Genomic DNA, 15480 nt, shown 5'->3' on the forward strand with positions numbered 1-15480 from the left:
CCTCTGAGTCTTGAAGTGGGGTCTTACTGCCCGTTAGACTGCGATAAACTAAACAAACAAAAAAGCAAACGGAGTTTTCCGTTTGCTTTTTTTAGCGGTAGTTAACGAATTGAACATCAACTGTCAAATCTGCCTCTTTAACAGCAGCAATAATTTTCTGCAGGTCATCGCGGTTTTTGCCGGTTACACGTACCTGATCATCCTGAACCTGGCTCTTTACCTTTAATCCGCTGTTTTTAATCAGGTTATTAATCTTCTTGGCATTTTCTTTATCAATACCCTGGACAAGCTTTGCTCTTTGGCGGACCGTTCCGCCTGATGCTCCCTCAATCTTGCTGTAATCAAGATTTTTTACAGGAATGCCCCGTTTAATTAACTTGCCTAATAAAACATCCTTAAGCTGGTCAAGTTTAAATTCATCATCAGATAGAAGCACAAGCTCCTCTTTATCCAGCTTTATATCACTTTTGCTGCCTTTAAAGTCATAGCGGGTGGAAATTTCCTTCATGGCAATATTAATGGCATTGGTTACTTCAGAAAAGTCAACTTTAGATACAATATCAAATGAGCTTTCTTTAGACATGACAGCCTCCTTGGCGATTACAATTTAAGTTTCACTTCTTGTCCTTATTATAGTAAAATATAGCAGTTCAAACAACTTTAGGAGTTATGTGATCTTTTTTGGGAAAGATTTAATATAATGAATATTTGCTGTTTACTGCTGAGAAGGAGGAAAAGAGATGGCTATAGAAGAGAATTTGGGGCGTGCTGTTAAGCTGATCGTTTCAAGGGAAGCAGCGTTTGGCTATTTTTTGACAGATGGAGAGGAGGATGTTCTTCTTCATCAGAATGAGACGGATGAAAAGCTCGAAGAAGGGCAGGAGGTTGAGGCTTTCCTTTACATGGACTCACAGGGAAGAATCGCAGCAACAACTGTCATTCCAGAGGTTCAGGCTGGTACATATGGGTGGGCACATGTAAGCGATGTAAAGCCCGGCATCGGTGTATTTATCAATATTGGCATTCAGAAAGACATGCTCCTTGGGGAGGAGGATCTTCCTGTCCATGAAGCTGTGTGGCCGATTGAAGGAGATAGATTATACATTACACTCCGGGTAAATAAGAATAACAGAATTTATGTGAAAATGGCTACTGATCCTGTCATTACCGATATCTCAATTAAAGCATCCAAAAGTGACTATAATAAAAATATTCACGGACATATTTATAGAACCGCAAAGGTGGGAAGCTGGATTTATACAGCTGAGGGCTTTAAAGGCTTTATCCATGAATCCCAGCGAAAAAAAGAGCCCCGTCTTGGAGAGAAAGTGGAAGGCCGCATAGTTGATGTGAAAGAAGATGGGACAGTGAATGTTTCTCTTATTCCAAGAAAGCATGAAGCTCTTGATGATGATTCGGAAAAAATCATCTCTTATCTTGAAAGCCGAAGCGGTGCGATGCCATATGGCGATAAAAGTGCCCCGGAAGATATCCAGGAGCGTTTTCAGTTAAGCAAAGCTTCTTTTAAAAGAGCTTTGGGCCGGCTTATGAAGGAAGGCAGGATTTATCAGGAAGAAGGATGGACATATATTAAGAAAGACTAATCAACTTCAAAAAATAATAAAACGGACAAGCCAATGCTTGCCCGTTTTATTATTAAAGATGATCTGTCTTTTTCGAATATTGGTTTTTCCCGGCTTTGCGGTTTTTCTCGCGCATCATATTTTTTTCGTGAAGAAGCGCATTATTGTCTTTCGCTTTCTTATCATTATCGGAAGTATGCGGCATAATAAAAATACTCCTTTCATACTGATGGGTTTAGCCTTCAGAAATATAACTGAAGTACAGTCATATTGTCTGTCAGAATGAAATGGAGTATGTATCCTGCACTTATGGTTTAAATTTGCTTAAAGTAGAATATCGCTATAGTTCCTGGGCCTGTATGAGCCCCGATTGCTGAGCCAATGGAAGTAATATAGACTTCTTCGGCATTAAGCTCGTCCAGTATCAGCTTTTTCATTTCAAGAGCTGTGTCTTCATCATCAGCATGGCTGATGCCGACAGTCTGCATCTCAAAGGAATTCCCATTTTCCTTCATCAGCTCAATAATGCGGCGAAGCAGCTTTTTCTTGCCGCGCAGTTTCTCAATCGGCACAAGTTTGCCATCTTCTACTGTTAAAAGAGGTTTAATATTCAAAAGTCCGCCCAGAAAAGCCGAGGCTTTCGAAACGCGGCCGCCTTTTGCGAGGTATTCAAGATCATTTACTGTAAATAAGCTCTCGAGGTTTCGGCAGCGAAATTCGATTACTTTCTGGAGGTCTTTCTTGGATGCGCCTGATTGTGCTGCAGCTGCAGCAGCCTTCACAATTAATCCATATCCCAATGAAGCAGCCTTGGAATCGACTATGGTTAATTGGAAATCGGGATATTTCTCTTTTACTTGCTCCAGGATCATGACAGCGGTCTGGTATGTACCCGAAAGTTCGGAGGAAAAAGCAATATAAATGCCGTCTTCATTGTTTTCTGCCATTTTATTGAACGTGTCTTCAAAAAGAAGAGGGGATACCTGAGATGTTTTAGGCATTTGGCCTTCCCGTATAGCTCTATAAACATCCTTAGGTTCTATGGTGACTAAATCTTCATATTCTCCATCATTCAGTTGAACCTGTAACGGAAAAAGTGTGACACCATGTTCTTTATAAAAGCTAAGCGGCAAGTCACACGCACTGTCAGCTAGAATTTTTACTGACATTATCTTTCACCTGCTTTCAAACTATATGAATTAAGTTTATAGAAATCAAGGAGAAAACACAATGAATTGTGTTGAAAATGCACCTTATTGGGGTAAAGAAATTATAAAAATTCAGGGGGTAAAAAATGGTTTGGCTAGAAACTAAGAAAGTATTTATTGTTTTAATTGGCGCGATATTGAATGCAATCGCTATGAATTTTTTTCTTATACCCGCTAATGTATATGCAAGCGGTTTTACAGGGGTGGCACAGCTCTTATCAAGTATTTTGGGTGATTTCGGATCAACAGGGATATTGCTGTTCATTCTAAACATTCCTGTTACCATATTGGCCTGGAAAAAGGTTGGCCGTTCGTTTACGATTTATAGTTTTCTAAGCGTCTTCCTGATGTCTTTCTTCCTGGAAGTGATACCTGTAATCCATGTATCCGGGGATATTCTGCTTAATGCCGTTTTTGGAGGTGTCATAGCAGCTGTAGGTGTAGGGATTACACTTAAATGGGGGGCTTCCACAGGAGGAATGGATATCATTGCGATGGTCTTGTCCAGGATGAAAGACAAACCTGTCGGTACATTTTTTTTTACTCTTAATGCCATTATTATTATAACAGCCGGTTTTTTGTATGGCTGGGAAAAAGCACTATACACCCTTGTAACCCTTTATGCTTCTACAAGGGTTATTGATGCCATTCATACCAGACATGAAAAACTTACAGCTCTGATTATCACGAAAAAATCCGAAGAAATGAAAAGAGCGATCCATGACCATCTTGTCAGGGGAATAACAACTTTCCCTGCAAAGGGAGCTTTTACAAATGAAAATAAGGAAATGATGATGATTGTCATCACCCGCTATGAGTTATTTGACCTTGAAAGAATCATTAAAGAAGTGGATCCGAATGCTTTTACAAATATTGTTCAAACCACTGGTGTATATGGTTTCTTCCGCAGGGATTAAATGAATGGAGGGATGAAGGATGCTTCGTCTTTTGGCTGCTGCTGTAATTATCCTCACTATGCCTATGCAAAGTTTTGAAGCTTCTATTAAGGAAATGCCTTTTGATTTTAATGTAATGCCTCAAGCAGGACAGGAAACACTAAAGATCGATTTGCTTCTGAGGAATAAGGCCAATTATCCGCTGAGCTTTGAGTTTGGATCCTCTCAGTTTTATGAAGTGGAGATTTTCACTCAAGAAGGCGAAAAGGTATATTCCTCCTCAGAAGGAAAAGCATTTTTACAAGCTATTCAAACCATTGCCGTCAAACCGGATGAAAGCAAGGTATGGGAAGAGCAGTGGGATTACAGGCATAAAGGGAAAAGAGTTCAGGAGGGAGAGTACATAGTAAAAGCCAGGCTTCTGGCATCAAACTTAAATGGCAAAAAGTTGGAGACAAAACCTGAATCTGAAGCATCTGTTTATATCCCGGGCCAAAATCCTTCCTTTAGCCAGGCAAAGGTTACAGGCAGGAACGGCGAATATATCATATTATTTAAAGCTCGTCCAAAAAGTGGAAAGCTATGGTATACAGTTGAAGACGGCCATAATGAGCTGCAGTCTGAAAAGACCATATTGGCTTCACCAAATGATTGGAAGAGCTTTAGGATAAAGATAAGCCTTCCTTCTGAAAACATACCTGAAAACAGAACAGTGGTTTTGCATTTATATGAAAAAGATGAAGACGGAGATATTATGAATTCTTATCCTGTTATACTGGAAAGCAATTAACAAGAGCTGGCAGCCATTGAGGCCGCCAGCTCTTTTTAGCGATACTGCGAATATTGTTCAAGTTCCTGCTGCATCTCCCGGAGCTGAGCCTGTTCAGCCGCTGTGGAGTTGGCAAATGCAGAACTTAAAGCATTTTTCGCCCGGGAAACAGTTTCTTCGCCTGCAGAATTTTTGGCTATTTCCACATATTTTCTGGCTTCCTGAAATAATCTGTTACCCATCGCTATATTCCTCCGAGGGATGATTCTTTCACATTATCTAGTTTTTGGGCTTCCGCCTCAGCATAGGTCATGTGGTACGGGATACGCTCATCATGCTTACTAACAGTATCAGCACCCTGTTGAACGAAGCGTTTTGATTTATTACGTTTACCCATTCGAATCCCCTCCATGAAAGAGTTTGAAGCCGCAATTGGGCTGCTTCATCTTTAGTATGCTCTATAGGAAGGATTTAAAAAGGGGATTTAATGGTTTCAATCTAATTCTTTTTGGTCAGCTGCTTAAAGAGCTTTAAGATTTAATAAGTCATTTAGATAAATGCCGATTCCATCTTCCTCATTGGTTAATGTGACCTCTTTGGCAATATTTTTCACCTGGTCGATCGCATTGCCCATGGCAATCCCGTAGCCTGCAAATTCAAGCATTTCGAGATCATTGTCTTCATCGCCAAAAGCAATGATCCGCTCGGGCGGTATTTGGAAATAATCAGCTGCTTTTTTGAGGCCAACAGCTTTATTCAGTCCTGTTTTCACGATTTCAATGACATGCCAGGGAGCAGCCCATCTGCGGTGGTCAATTACTTCGGCATGGACCTCGGAAAGATGATTCCTGATGGATTTTACATGTTCCTCATCAGTATGTATCAGCATGCTTGTCGGATTCTCTTTTAAGTAACTGCGCAAATCTCCCGTCGTAATATTCGGATCGCCAAAACCGAAGATGTCGAGAAGCTTCTCATCATGGTAGTGCAAATAAACATCATCAATAACTTCTGCTACGATATTATGAATAGTATAGCTATTAACGGCTTCGACAATTTCCTTAGCCACGTTCATTTGCAGTGGTGTGTGGTAAACACCCCAATTATGGTCTTTAGGATGATGTATGTATGCACCATTGAAATTGACAATCGGCGTAGTCAAACCCATTTCACGATAGTAAATTTCACTCGAGCGAAATGGCCTTCCGGTGGCAATCATTACTTCATGCCCTTGTTCACGTGCCTTTTGAATAATCGTTTTAGTTTTAGCAGAGATGGTTTTGTCATCTTTTAATAATGTGCCATCAAGGTCCAGTGCAATTAAATGTTTTTCTGCCATAAGATCTCCTTCTAAGCGCTCAGCACTTTTATAATAATAAAGTAATTGCAGCCAGCGGACTGCAGCGCATTGCTTATATTGAAGTATGCCCCGCTTTTCTTTTTAAGTGTAAAGGTTTTGGAAAAGAAAAGTCCACATGTTAAACTGAAAATATAGAAAGAATTTACATAAAGACAAGAGCTTAAGCTTTTACAAAATCATTTTATACATATATGTTATCAATATTATTATAATTTTGTAAAAAAGTTCATCTTGGTACAACAGGTTTAGGAGGAAAAATTGTGGTTGTTATTGAACATAAGCTTATCAGAGAAATTCCTGTTCTTGAACTTGCCAGACAGGAAATAAAAGGGGAACCCCTGCCTTTTATCATTTTTGTTCATGGTTTTACAAGTGCCAAAGAACATAATCTGCATTATGCCTATCTCCTTGCAGAAAAGGGGTTTAGGGTAGTGCTGCCGGACACCTTATTTCATGGGGAAAGATCCGAGGGCTTATCAGGCAGCGATTTAAACTTCAAGCTTTGGGATATTGTTCTGAATACCATTGCGGAATTGAACATAATCAGGAATGTCTATGAGGATTGTGACTTGATTGATGAGGGAAGAATAGGACTTGTAGGCACCTCCATGGGGGGAATAGTCACTTTGGGCGCCCTGACACAGTATGAATGGGTCAAAACTGCAGTTAGCCTTATGGGTATGCCGTATTATGAAAAGTTTGCTCAGCTTCAGCTCGATGAACTGAAGAAAAATAATATTAAGGTTCCGCTCACAAATGAAGAACTAGCAGATCTTCTGAGAATCCTTAGGGAGCGGGATCTGAGCCTTCAGCCAGAAAAGCTTGGCGGAAGGCCGCTCATGTTCTGGCATGGCAAAAAGGACCCGGTTGTTCCTTATTCCTATACATACCAATTTTATGAGACCATCCAGCCCCTGTATAGTGACTCGCCTGAAAACCTCCTGTTTATATCAGATGAACAGGCGGGGCATAAAGTCAGCAGGGAGGGGCTGCTTGAAACAGTTAAATGGTTTGAGGAACATTTATAACCTGTATTTTTTCATTTCATTTAAATTTTTGTTAAGATAAAGATAGTAAATAATGAAGGAGTGCTGCAGATATGGATCAGGATTTAAAAGACAGCATTATGGGTGCACTGGAGCTTGTAGTAGACCCTGAGCTGGGCATAGACATTGTAAACTTAGGCTTAGTATACGATGTGAAAATGGAAGAGGAAGGAAAAGCTATAGTTGATATGACTCTTACTTCCATGGGCTGTCCTTTGGCAGGCACAATTGTTGAACAAGTAAAGTCAGCGCTGGCAGATATCCCTGAAATAAAAGACACTGAAGTGAATATTGTCTGGAACCCGCCTTGGTCCAAGGACAAAATGTCCCGTTATGCAAAAATTGCACTTGGCGTACGGTAAAATTTAAGCTCAAAACAGCAGGAGTATTTCCTGCTGTTTTTTTGTGCCCTTGTGAGGTAGTTCACTTATTTCACATGCCGATTATCCTATAATAACAATGGAAAGACAAAATATAGTTTGCTTTGCGTTGACAAATGGCTGGGAGTGAGGCCATCAAGGAGGCATTTTTAATGGGATTTGATAGAGATTTTAATAAAGACCCTTTTATTGTGATATGGGAATTAACAAGAGCATGCCAGCTAAAATGTCTGCATTGCCGTGCGGAAGCGCAGTACAGGAGAGATCCGAGAGAACTTTCCTTTGAAGAAGGGAAGGCTCTAATTGACCAAATCAGGGAAATGAACAACCCTATGCTTGTTTTTACGGGTGGAGATCCATTAATGAGGCAGGATGTTTTCGACATAGCTGAATATGCCGTGAAAAAAGGCGTTCGTGTTTCCATGACGCCCAGTGCTACACCAAATGTAACGAAAGAAGCTATTGAAAAAGCCAAACAGGTCGGCTTAGCTCGATGGGCGTTCAGCCTTGATGGGCCAAATGCAGAAATTCACGACCACTTTAGGGGGACTTCCGGTTCCTTTGATTTAACGATTGAAAGGATAAAATATTTACACGAGCTTGAAATTCCAGTCCAGATTAATACAGTTATCTCGCGTTATAATATCGATTACCTTGAGGAGATGGCCAAGGTTGTAGAAGAACTCAAATGTGTCCTATGGAGTGTGTTCTTCCTCGTCCCAACAGGGAGAGGGCAGGAAAAAGATATGATCTCGCCGGTTGAGCATGAGAAGGTATTTACATGGCTGTATAACTTAAGCAAAAAGGTTTCCTTCGATATTAAGACAACAGCTGCCCAGCATTACCGCCGAGTTGTCATTCAGCAAAAAATGAAGGAAGCAAAAGATCAAAATGAGGATATTCAATATCTCGATGCACTTACACAGCAAGGGCTGACGGGTTCTATAGATGGTTTAGGCAGGGCGCCAAAAGGAGTAAATGACGGAAACGGGTTTGTTTTCATTTCACACATTGGGGACGTTTATCCAAGCGGGCTTTTGCCTGTTAAAGCAGGAAATGTAAGGGAACAGCCGCTCGCCGAAATATACAGGGAATCGCCCATTTTTAAAGATCTCAGAAATCCTGATAAATACAAAGGGAAATGCGGTCAATGTGAATTCCGGTATGTTTGCGGAGGATCAAGATCACGTGCATTTGCCATGACAGGGGATTATATGGAAAGCGAGCCGTTTTGTGTATATATTCCTAAGGCACTTAGAAAGAATGCGGCAAAGGCATAAAAGGAATAGAGGAGTGCAGCATGACTGCGCTCCTATTCAATGCTGCAGTATACGGCAGGGCAATTTTCACAGCCTATTTCACTTTTTAAATATTGAAGATCTTGAACTGTAATTTTTCCATTTATGATCGTAATAATGCCGTCCTTCTTCAGTTCACCTAGTATCCGGTTGGTGCTCTCTCTGGAGGTGCCGCAGAAATTCCCAAGCTCCTGATTCGTAAGGGGCAGATCAATTAGTATGCCGCCATTCACCTTTACGCCATAGCTGTTAGTCATTCTGATAAGAGTTGAATACAGGGCACCTTTTTTCCCATTAAGCACGAGGTCTCTGAATTTGGTCTGTGTATTGCGGAAATGGTCGCTCATCCATTTCATAAATTCATAGGCCAGAGTACTATTTTTAAAAATCTCCCTTTCCAGGACATCTTTTTTAATCACAGCTACTTCACCAGCTTCAAGAACTAAAGCATTCAATAAATATTTTGGGTCGCTGGTAAATAAGGTCAGCTCACCAATGATTTCATTTTCTCCGCATAACCTGAAGGTGAGTTCCCTGCCATCTGCTGTTATCTTGCTGATTTGTATCTTGCCGGAAAGGATGATATACAGTTCATCTGCATCCATGCCTTCCTGAAAAATATAAGCCCCTTTCTGGGTTTTCATATGCCGGTCAGCGAAATGAAGAAGCTCTTTAATCTCAATGGAATGTGTCTGTTTAATGGCTGTATGAGCCATGGTAATCCTCCTTCATAAAACAACTGTCTTTTCTCACAATAATATCATTTGTATAGTGAAAACATCGCCGGCTTTTGTGTCTTTATTGTGGCATTTTCTATAGAAATGGCTAGTCACAGCTATTAAAAAACAATTTCCTATTAACATTGCATCGATTGTATGTTCTAATAGTAAAAGCCCTTAATTTGAGATACTGGGTTATTTCTGTTATTTTAAGGGAAAGGCTAAAATATACATCTGTATAGATAGCTTAATAAAGTCACTCTTTAAATGGAGTTGAACGGAATGGCTAAAACAATCGTTAAAGATAAATTGAATAGACCTTTAAGAGACCTGCGTATTTCTGTCATTGACCGCTGTAATTTCCGCTGTCAATATTGCATGCCGGCAGAAATTTTCGGTCCTGATTTTGCTTTTCTTCCAAAAAGCGAGCTTCTCAGCTATGAAGAAATTGAACGGCTGGCTAAAATTTTCGTGAGTCTTGGAGTGGAGAAGATCAGGTTAACAGGCGGGGAGCCCCTTATGAGAAAGGACATGCCTAAACTTGTCAAAATGCTTTCAGACATTGAGGGATTAAAAGATATTGGACTGACCACCAATGGTGTATTGCTTCCCAAACATGCGAAGGATTTAAAAGAAGCAGGACTGTTGAGGGTTAACATCAGTCTTGACAGTCTGGATGATGAGCTTTTCGGACAAATTAACGGACGCAATGTGGGTGTCAAACCAGTCCTTAAAGGGATCGAAGCAGCAAAAGAAGCAGGACTTGGCGTGAAGATTAATATGGTCGTCAAAAAAGGCCTGAATGATTCTGAAATTGTCCCGATGGCTAAGTTCTGTAAAGATAACGGCTTACAGCTCCGCTTTATTGAATACATGGATGTCGGCAGCACAAACGGCTGGAAAATGGATGAGGTAGTAACTAAAAAAGAGATTTATGAGCTCTTAAAGGAACACTATTTTTTAGAGCCGGTAGATCCGGATTATTTCGGAGAGGTGGCCAAGCGGTACCGCTATAAAGGCACCGATGTAGATGTTGGGTTTATTACATCTGTTTCTGAATCTTTCTGTTCAAGCTGCACTCGTTCAAGATTGTCAGCAAACGGCCAAATTTTCACGTGTCTATTTAATGGTGAAGGGCACGATTTAAAGGAATTTATGAGAAAAGGCGCCACGGACGAAGAAATTACCGATCGGATTATTAAGATTTGGAATGGCAGAAAAGACAGGTACTCAGACGAACGGACAGAAGAAACCGCTGCAAACAGGAAAAAGATTGAAATGTCCTATATTGGGGGATGAAAAAGCATGCTTTGCTGTGTCATGAGAAATAGGCACAGCGGGCAGGCTTTTATTTTTGCCGTTTGAATGCACAAAAAATCTGCAGCCGATATTGGCTGCAGATAAAGCATTGTTTAAATATATCGAGGGAAAAGAATATTATTTTCCAGATGAACATGCATGAACGTTTGGCTTTCCAGATCTTCAAGCCGCTTATATACAAGACGATAAGAACCGCATGCATCTGCTGGAGGAGTAAAATCAGCTGTAATTTCCCTCAATTCCTTTAAAATTGAACCTGCATGATCATGCTCCTTCTCAAGCTCCCGGATATAGCTGATGATTTCTTCGCGATTTTCAACTGTAGGGTCTTCAAGCTTCAGAAGAAGCGGAAAAACTGACTCTTCCTCTTTGGAAGTATGTTCAAGAAGCTCGTGCTTCAATTCAAAGAATAATTGATGGACTTTAAGAAGCTCCTCATGGCTTTCTCCATGAACTCTTGATACCTTTGTTACATATGGGCTCAATTGTGATAGTTCTTCTTCAAGAGGACGATGATATCGATTGATGACATGTTCAATAATGTCTTCTGATGTACTGTCTGTCCAAACCTCTAAATCATCGGTTTGGTTTTCCTTTTGAATTACATCGTTTAATTCGTTAATCAGAACGTCCATATCTGCTGACTGCTCTGAAACAGCACGCGCCAGCGGAATATTGCCGCCGCAGCAAAAATCAATGCGATGACGTTTAAAAACATCGCTTGTTTTTGGAAATTCATTTACGATATCTTTTACCAGACGATCTTTTGTAATTTGTATAGTCATTGAATTTTTCCTCCTTCTATCTTGTGAACTATCTAAAGAATAAACGAATCTCCTTTTTAATTTGGTGACGGGCATCACACTTGCAGGCTTTTTATAAAGTTTTTTGAGTAAAACCTTGCACAGATGAAAACTGAAAGTGTGATGATTGTCATGTTATGGATTTTCATGTACGTTTATAATAATTAAATTAGAAAAGACATTAAGAAAAGTACATAGGAGCTGATATCATGCTGGAAAAAAGAACTCCCATTCCTGTTGCTGAAGCAGTAAAAAAAATCATGGCATATCAATTAAACGGATGTGCAGAATACGTATCCATTAATGAAAGCAGCGGCCGTTTTCTGGCAGAAGATTTAAAAGCGACACATGATGTCCCTCATTTTGATCGATCACCATATGATGGTTTTGCTGTCCGTTCTGCAGATACAAAGGAAGCTTCAATGGAAAATCCCGTCGTATTTGAGGTGGTAGACCACATTGGGGCGGGGCATGTGACTTCTAGAAACATTGGTCCATTCCAGGCTGTGAGGATCATGACCGGTGCGCAAATGCCTGAGGAATGTGATGCTGTTGTAATGCTTGAACTGGCAAAAGCATACGAAGAAGACGGTAAGAATTATATGTCCATAAAACGCTCCTATAAAACTGGAGACAATGTTTCCTTCAAAGGAGAAGATGCAAAAAAAGGAGATTCTTTAGTTAAGAAGGGGACAAAGATCAATCCCGGAATTCAGGCCATTCTCGCAACCTTTGGTTATGCAGAAGTGCCTGTTGCCAAAAAGCCTGTTATTGGATTATTTGCAACAGGCACTGAACTATTGGAAGTCCATGAACCGCTGGAACCGGGGAAAATCAGAAACAGCAATGCTCATATGATTACAGCGCAAATTGAACGGGCCGGCGGGGAAGTTATTTATTATGGAAAGCTTCCTGACGAATTTGAAACATGTTTTAATGCTGTAAAAGAAGCGTTGAACAGCGTGGATATGCTGATTACTACAGGCGGTGTATCTGTGGGCGATTTTGATTATCTGCCGGGCATTTATGAAAAACTTGAGGCAGAGGTGCTGTTCAATAAAGTTGCCATGAGGCCAGGCAGTGTAACGACTGTTGCCCAGCATGAGGGAAAACTTCTGTTTGGACTTTCGGGAAATCCTTCTGCCTGCTATGTCGGGTTTGAGCTTTTTACAAGACCAATCATCCGGAAAATGCTGTTCTCTGAGAAACCGCACTTAAGGAAAGAAACTGCTGAACTGGTTGCAGAATTTCCAAAAGCAAACCCATTTACACGATTTGTCAGGACGTCTGTAAATTATTTGGAAGGACGACTGGTGGCAGCACCAAGCGGAGTGGATAAATCAAATATTGTGATGAGTCTTGCCGGTGCGAACTCGCTAATGATTCTGCCAGGCGGAACGAGAGGCTATGGCAAGGGGGACATCGTTGAAGTACTATTGCTTGAGGACCATGAAGGAAGCAAATGGCCATGGTAAAGGGAGCTGTTATCTTTCAGGTATCCGGCTATCAAAACAGCGGAAAAACAACGTTGATAAATAAATTGATTTCCGGATTAAAAGAAAAGGGGCTTTCTGTCATTACCATTAAACATCATGGTCATGGCGGCAAACCGGAAACTCCGGAAGGGAAGGATTCCAGCAGCCATATCGAGTCAGGAGCTGCCGCTTCACTTGTAGAAGGGGGAGGCAGACTTCTTATGCATGCTGAGAAGAAAAGCTGGAGCCTGGAGGAGCAGGTAAGGATTGTGCTGCAGCTGCAGCCGGACGTCGTGCTTATTGAAGGTCATAAAAAGGCATCATATTCTAAAGCACTCTTGCTCAGAAGTGAAGAAGAAATGCACCTTATGAAGGAATTGACAAATGTTTGTGCAGTGATCAGCTGGGATGCTAAAGTAATAAAATCAAACGATGCAAATTTTGAAACGCCGTTTTTCAGCATTGGTGATCCCAAAGGCCCTGATTGGATTGTTGAGTATTTAGTGAGCGAAAGAATGAAAAAAAGATAGAAGCAGAACAGCCCAATTCTATTTTGGGCTGTTTTTAATATCCTCTCAAAATTGAACTTTTTGTGGCGTTGTGTGTATCAGTGATAATCTTCACTTTATATTTACCGGGAAGATTATATATTATAGGCAGAAAGCAGCGGGGAGGTATTATAGATGAAGTTATTTATGCCGAAACAGCATGGCGCCTGGGCAATGCTGTTTCTGCCATTTTGGCTCGGAGCGGCTGCATCTGATATTATTTGGTCTCATATCCCGTTTTTTTTAGGATGGATATTACTATATCTGGCCACTTATCCGGGCCTTCTGCTATTTAAAAGAAAAAGAATGGCTTTATATGCAAAATGGACGGCCATTTATCTGGTCCCGGCTATTTTACTCCTTATAATTCCTTTACTGGAAAGGCCATCGATTATCATTTTCGGGCTTCTTATGGTTCCTTTCTTTATTATTAATGCGTTCTATTCTTTCAAAAACAGAGATAGAGCATTGGGCAACGACTTTAGTGCCATTTGTGCATTTTCAATAGCGGGTCTTGCGAGCAGCTGCTTGCCGCAGGGGGGAATTTCACCGATGGCCTGGACAGTGTTTGCAGCATCTATTTTATTTTTTGCAGGAAGCACCTTCTATGTAAAATCAATGATCAGGGAAAAGAAAAATAGTTCCTTTAAATGGATTTCCTGGATCTTTCATACTGCGGTACCGATACTTTGGCTCCTGGCGGGCGGATGGATTGTATCTGCTGCGTTTCTTCCCAGCCTTTTCAGGTCCATTGCATTTTACGGGAAGTCATTTACACCAAAAAAAATTGGCGTTTATGAAATTGCTAATGCTTCAATATTCTTCTTCATGTTATTACTTGCCATACACACTTGAGAACCGGCCAGAAAAGGCCGGTTTTTTCAATTTATCAAGAAAAGCGGATAATAAATATTAGAAATCTTTAAAACTTCAGTAAAATAGGTTGCAATTTTTCAAACCAGTTTCTATAATAAGAGAAACATAAATTCATAAATATGTATATAAATGATTAAATATACAACAAAGTGTGAAAGGAGCAGTTATGAACGTTTCAATAATCGGAACAACCGGATATGGGGGTGCTGAATTGCTCCGTATCCTCAAGCAGCATCCGGAATTTAACATTATATCAATTCATTCAACCAAAGAAGACATCCCCATTTGGAATGAATATCCGCATCTATATGGAATATTAGACAAAAATTTGCAGGGAATAGATTCAGATCAAATAGCTGGCCAATCTGATATTGTTTTTCTGGCTACACCATCTGGGGTATCGGGAAAACTTGCTGAAGATTTTTCAGGTAAAGACGTTAAGGTAATTGACCTATCCGGTGACCTTCGAATTCCGGCTCAAGCCTATCTGGATTGGTATAAACACGCTCCTGCAAACGAATCTCTTGTAGAAAAAGCAGTATATGGGCTTCCTGAGTGGCATCATGACGAAATAGCTGCCGCAGACATCATATCTAATCCTGGGTGCTATCCAACAGCTGCTCTGCTAAGTCTTGCACCGGTTGTAAAAGAAAATTTAATAAAACCAGATAGTGTTGTTGTCGATGCAAAATCCGGGGTGTCCGGGGCAGGACGGGCGCTTTCGCGAACAACAAGCTATGCGGAAGCAAATGAAAACCTGCGGGTTTATAAGGTAAACCAGCATCAGCATACACCCGAGATCGAACAGCAGCTGATGAAATGGAATTCCGCATTGATGCCGATCACCTTCACAACCCATCTTCTTCCGATAACAAGGGGCATTATGACAACCAGTTATGTTCAGATGACCAAAGAATACACTTCTTCTCAAATTCTTGAACTTTATCAATCAGTCTATGAAAACCAGCCATTTGTCCGGATTCGTCCGGAAAATACCTTTCCTTCTGTAAAAGAGGTGGCAGGCTCTAATTTTTGCGATATAGGTGTCCATATGGATTCCAGAACGGGCAGACTGACAATCGTTTCAGTGATTGATAATTTAATGAAGGGTGCTGCCGGGCAGGCTGTGCAAAATGCCAATATTATGAGCGGATTGGATGAAGCAGCGGGTCTCGGATTTGTTCCGCTCTATCCATAAG

The 15480-nt window shown here is 40.7% G+C and carries 19 protein-coding genes; 11 read left to right on the forward strand and 8 right to left on the reverse strand.

The window, feature by feature from the left end:
- Positions 1 to 91 precede the first annotated feature (91 nt).
- Positions 92 to 583: a YajQ family cyclic di-GMP-binding protein gene (locus BFI01S_RS04295; RefSeq protein WP_061791503.1), complete on the reverse strand. Its 492-nt coding sequence runs from the start codon at positions 581 to 583 to the stop codon at positions 92 to 94.
- A 157-nt stretch (positions 584 to 740) separates the two neighbouring features.
- Here BFI01S_RS04295 and BFI01S_RS04300 point away from each other — a divergent pair, with 157 nt between their 5' ends.
- Entirely contained in the window at positions 741 to 1604 is an 864-nt protein-coding gene (locus tag BFI01S_RS04300) for a CvfB family protein (RefSeq protein ID WP_061791504.1), read from the forward strand.
- Between the two features lie 52 nt (positions 1605 to 1656).
- On the opposite strand, the gene BFI01S_RS22265 is transcribed toward BFI01S_RS04300, so the two are convergent.
- The gene (locus BFI01S_RS22265; RefSeq protein ID WP_009331260.1) at positions 1657 to 1788 is read right to left on the reverse strand and encodes a DUF3941 domain-containing protein; all 132 of its coding nucleotides are present in this window, start codon (positions 1786 to 1788) and stop codon (positions 1657 to 1659) included.
- A 109-nt stretch (positions 1789 to 1897) separates the two neighbouring features.
- Positions 1898 to 2752, reverse strand: a complete 855-nt coding sequence (locus tag BFI01S_RS04305; RefSeq protein WP_061791505.1) for a DegV family protein — start codon at positions 2750 to 2752, stop codon at positions 1898 to 1900.
- A gap of 125 nt (positions 2753 to 2877) precedes the next feature.
- Between BFI01S_RS04305 and BFI01S_RS04310 the strand changes: the two genes are divergently transcribed.
- Both BFI01S_RS04310 and BFI01S_RS04315 read left to right on the forward strand, forming a co-directional pair.
- Positions 2878 to 3708, forward strand: coding sequence for a YitT family protein (locus tag BFI01S_RS04310; RefSeq protein WP_061791506.1), 831 nt, complete (start codon positions 2878 to 2880; stop codon positions 3706 to 3708).
- A gap of 19 nt (positions 3709 to 3727) precedes the next feature.
- The gene (locus BFI01S_RS04315) at positions 3728 to 4477 is read left to right on the forward strand and encodes a BsuPI-related putative proteinase inhibitor (protein WP_061791507.1); all 750 of its coding nucleotides are present in this window, start codon (positions 3728 to 3730) and stop codon (positions 4475 to 4477) included.
- A 35-nt stretch (positions 4478 to 4512) separates the two neighbouring features.
- On the opposite strand, the gene BFI01S_RS04320 is transcribed toward BFI01S_RS04315, so the two are convergent.
- The 3 genes from BFI01S_RS04320 to BFI01S_RS04325 form a co-directional block, all read right to left on the reverse strand.
- Positions 4513 to 4698, reverse strand: coding sequence for a DUF3813 domain-containing protein (locus tag BFI01S_RS04320; RefSeq protein ID WP_048011909.1), 186 nt, complete (start codon positions 4696 to 4698; stop codon positions 4513 to 4515).
- A gap of 2 nt (positions 4699 to 4700) precedes the next feature.
- Positions 4701 to 4853 (reverse strand): hypothetical protein, encoded by a 153-nt coding sequence (locus BFI01S_RS23270; RefSeq protein WP_169799723.1) that lies wholly within the window; start codon positions 4851 to 4853, stop codon positions 4701 to 4703.
- 123 nt (positions 4854 to 4976) lie between these two features.
- Positions 4977 to 5795: a Cof-type HAD-IIB family hydrolase gene (locus BFI01S_RS04325; RefSeq protein ID WP_061791508.1), complete on the reverse strand. Its 819-nt coding sequence runs from the start codon at positions 5793 to 5795 to the stop codon at positions 4977 to 4979.
- 281 nt (positions 5796 to 6076) lie between these two features.
- Here BFI01S_RS04325 and BFI01S_RS04330 point away from each other — a divergent pair, with 281 nt between their 5' ends.
- The 3 genes from BFI01S_RS04330 to BFI01S_RS04340 all read left to right on the forward strand — a co-directional run bounded on the left by BFI01S_RS04330 (position 6077) and on the right by BFI01S_RS04340 (position 8522).
- Positions 6077 to 6844 carry an alpha/beta fold hydrolase gene (locus BFI01S_RS04330; RefSeq protein ID WP_061791509.1) on the forward strand — a complete coding sequence of 256 codons (768 nt, stop codon included), beginning with the start codon at positions 6077 to 6079 and terminating at the stop codon, positions 6842 to 6844.
- A 71-nt stretch (positions 6845 to 6915) separates the two neighbouring features.
- Positions 6916 to 7224 (forward strand): metal-sulfur cluster assembly factor, encoded by a 309-nt coding sequence (locus BFI01S_RS04335; protein ID WP_061791510.1) that lies wholly within the window; start codon positions 6916 to 6918, stop codon positions 7222 to 7224.
- Positions 7225 to 7394: 170 nt separating this feature from the next.
- Entirely contained in the window at positions 7395 to 8522 is a 1128-nt protein-coding gene (locus BFI01S_RS04340) for a TIGR04053 family radical SAM/SPASM domain-containing protein (protein ID WP_061791511.1), read from the forward strand.
- 32 nt (positions 8523 to 8554) lie between these two features.
- On the opposite strand, the gene BFI01S_RS04345 is transcribed toward BFI01S_RS04340, so the two are convergent.
- A complete protein-coding gene (locus tag BFI01S_RS04345; RefSeq protein WP_061791512.1) occupies positions 8555 to 9256 on the reverse strand; it encodes a Crp/Fnr family transcriptional regulator in 702 nt (233 codons plus the stop codon).
- A 285-nt stretch (positions 9257 to 9541) separates the two neighbouring features.
- On the opposite strand from BFI01S_RS04345, the gene moaA reads away from it, so the two are divergent.
- Complete coding sequence (moaA, locus tag BFI01S_RS04350; RefSeq protein ID WP_061791513.1) at positions 9542 to 10558, forward strand: GTP 3',8-cyclase MoaA; 1017 nt, start codon at positions 9542 to 9544, stop codon at positions 10556 to 10558.
- 113 nt (positions 10559 to 10671) lie between these two features.
- Here moaA and ric read toward each other — a convergent pair whose 3' ends face one another.
- Positions 10672 to 11364, reverse strand: coding sequence for an iron-sulfur cluster repair di-iron protein (gene ric, locus BFI01S_RS04355; RefSeq protein WP_061791514.1), 693 nt, complete (start codon positions 11362 to 11364; stop codon positions 10672 to 10674).
- Positions 11365 to 11591: 227 nt separating this feature from the next.
- Here ric and BFI01S_RS04360 point away from each other — a divergent pair, with 227 nt between their 5' ends.
- From BFI01S_RS04360 to argC, 4 genes are all read left to right on the forward strand, one after another.
- Positions 11592 to 12857, forward strand: coding sequence for a molybdopterin molybdotransferase MoeA (locus BFI01S_RS04360; RefSeq protein WP_061791515.1), 1266 nt, complete (start codon positions 11592 to 11594; stop codon positions 12855 to 12857).
- Positions 12845 to 13387, forward strand: a complete 543-nt coding sequence (gene mobB / locus BFI01S_RS04365) for a molybdopterin-guanine dinucleotide biosynthesis protein B (protein WP_061791516.1) — start codon at positions 12845 to 12847, stop codon at positions 13385 to 13387. Before BFI01S_RS04360 ends, mobB begins: the two co-directional genes overlap by 13 nt.
- A gap of 153 nt (positions 13388 to 13540) precedes the next feature.
- Positions 13541 to 14260: a YwiC-like family protein gene (locus tag BFI01S_RS04370; protein WP_061791517.1), complete on the forward strand. Its 720-nt coding sequence runs from the start codon at positions 13541 to 13543 to the stop codon at positions 14258 to 14260.
- Positions 14261 to 14447: 187 nt separating this feature from the next.
- Positions 14448 to 15479 carry an N-acetyl-gamma-glutamyl-phosphate reductase gene (argC, locus tag BFI01S_RS04375; protein WP_061791518.1) on the forward strand — a complete coding sequence of 344 codons (1032 nt, stop codon included), beginning with the start codon at positions 14448 to 14450 and terminating at the stop codon, positions 15477 to 15479.
- The last annotated feature ends 1 nt before the right edge of the window (position 15480 follow it).

The sequence above is a fragment of the Cytobacillus firmus NBRC 15306 genome, assembly GCF_001591465.1.
GTDB classification, from domain to species: Bacteria; Bacillota; Bacilli; order Bacillales; family Cytobacillaceae; genus Cytobacillus; species Cytobacillus firmus.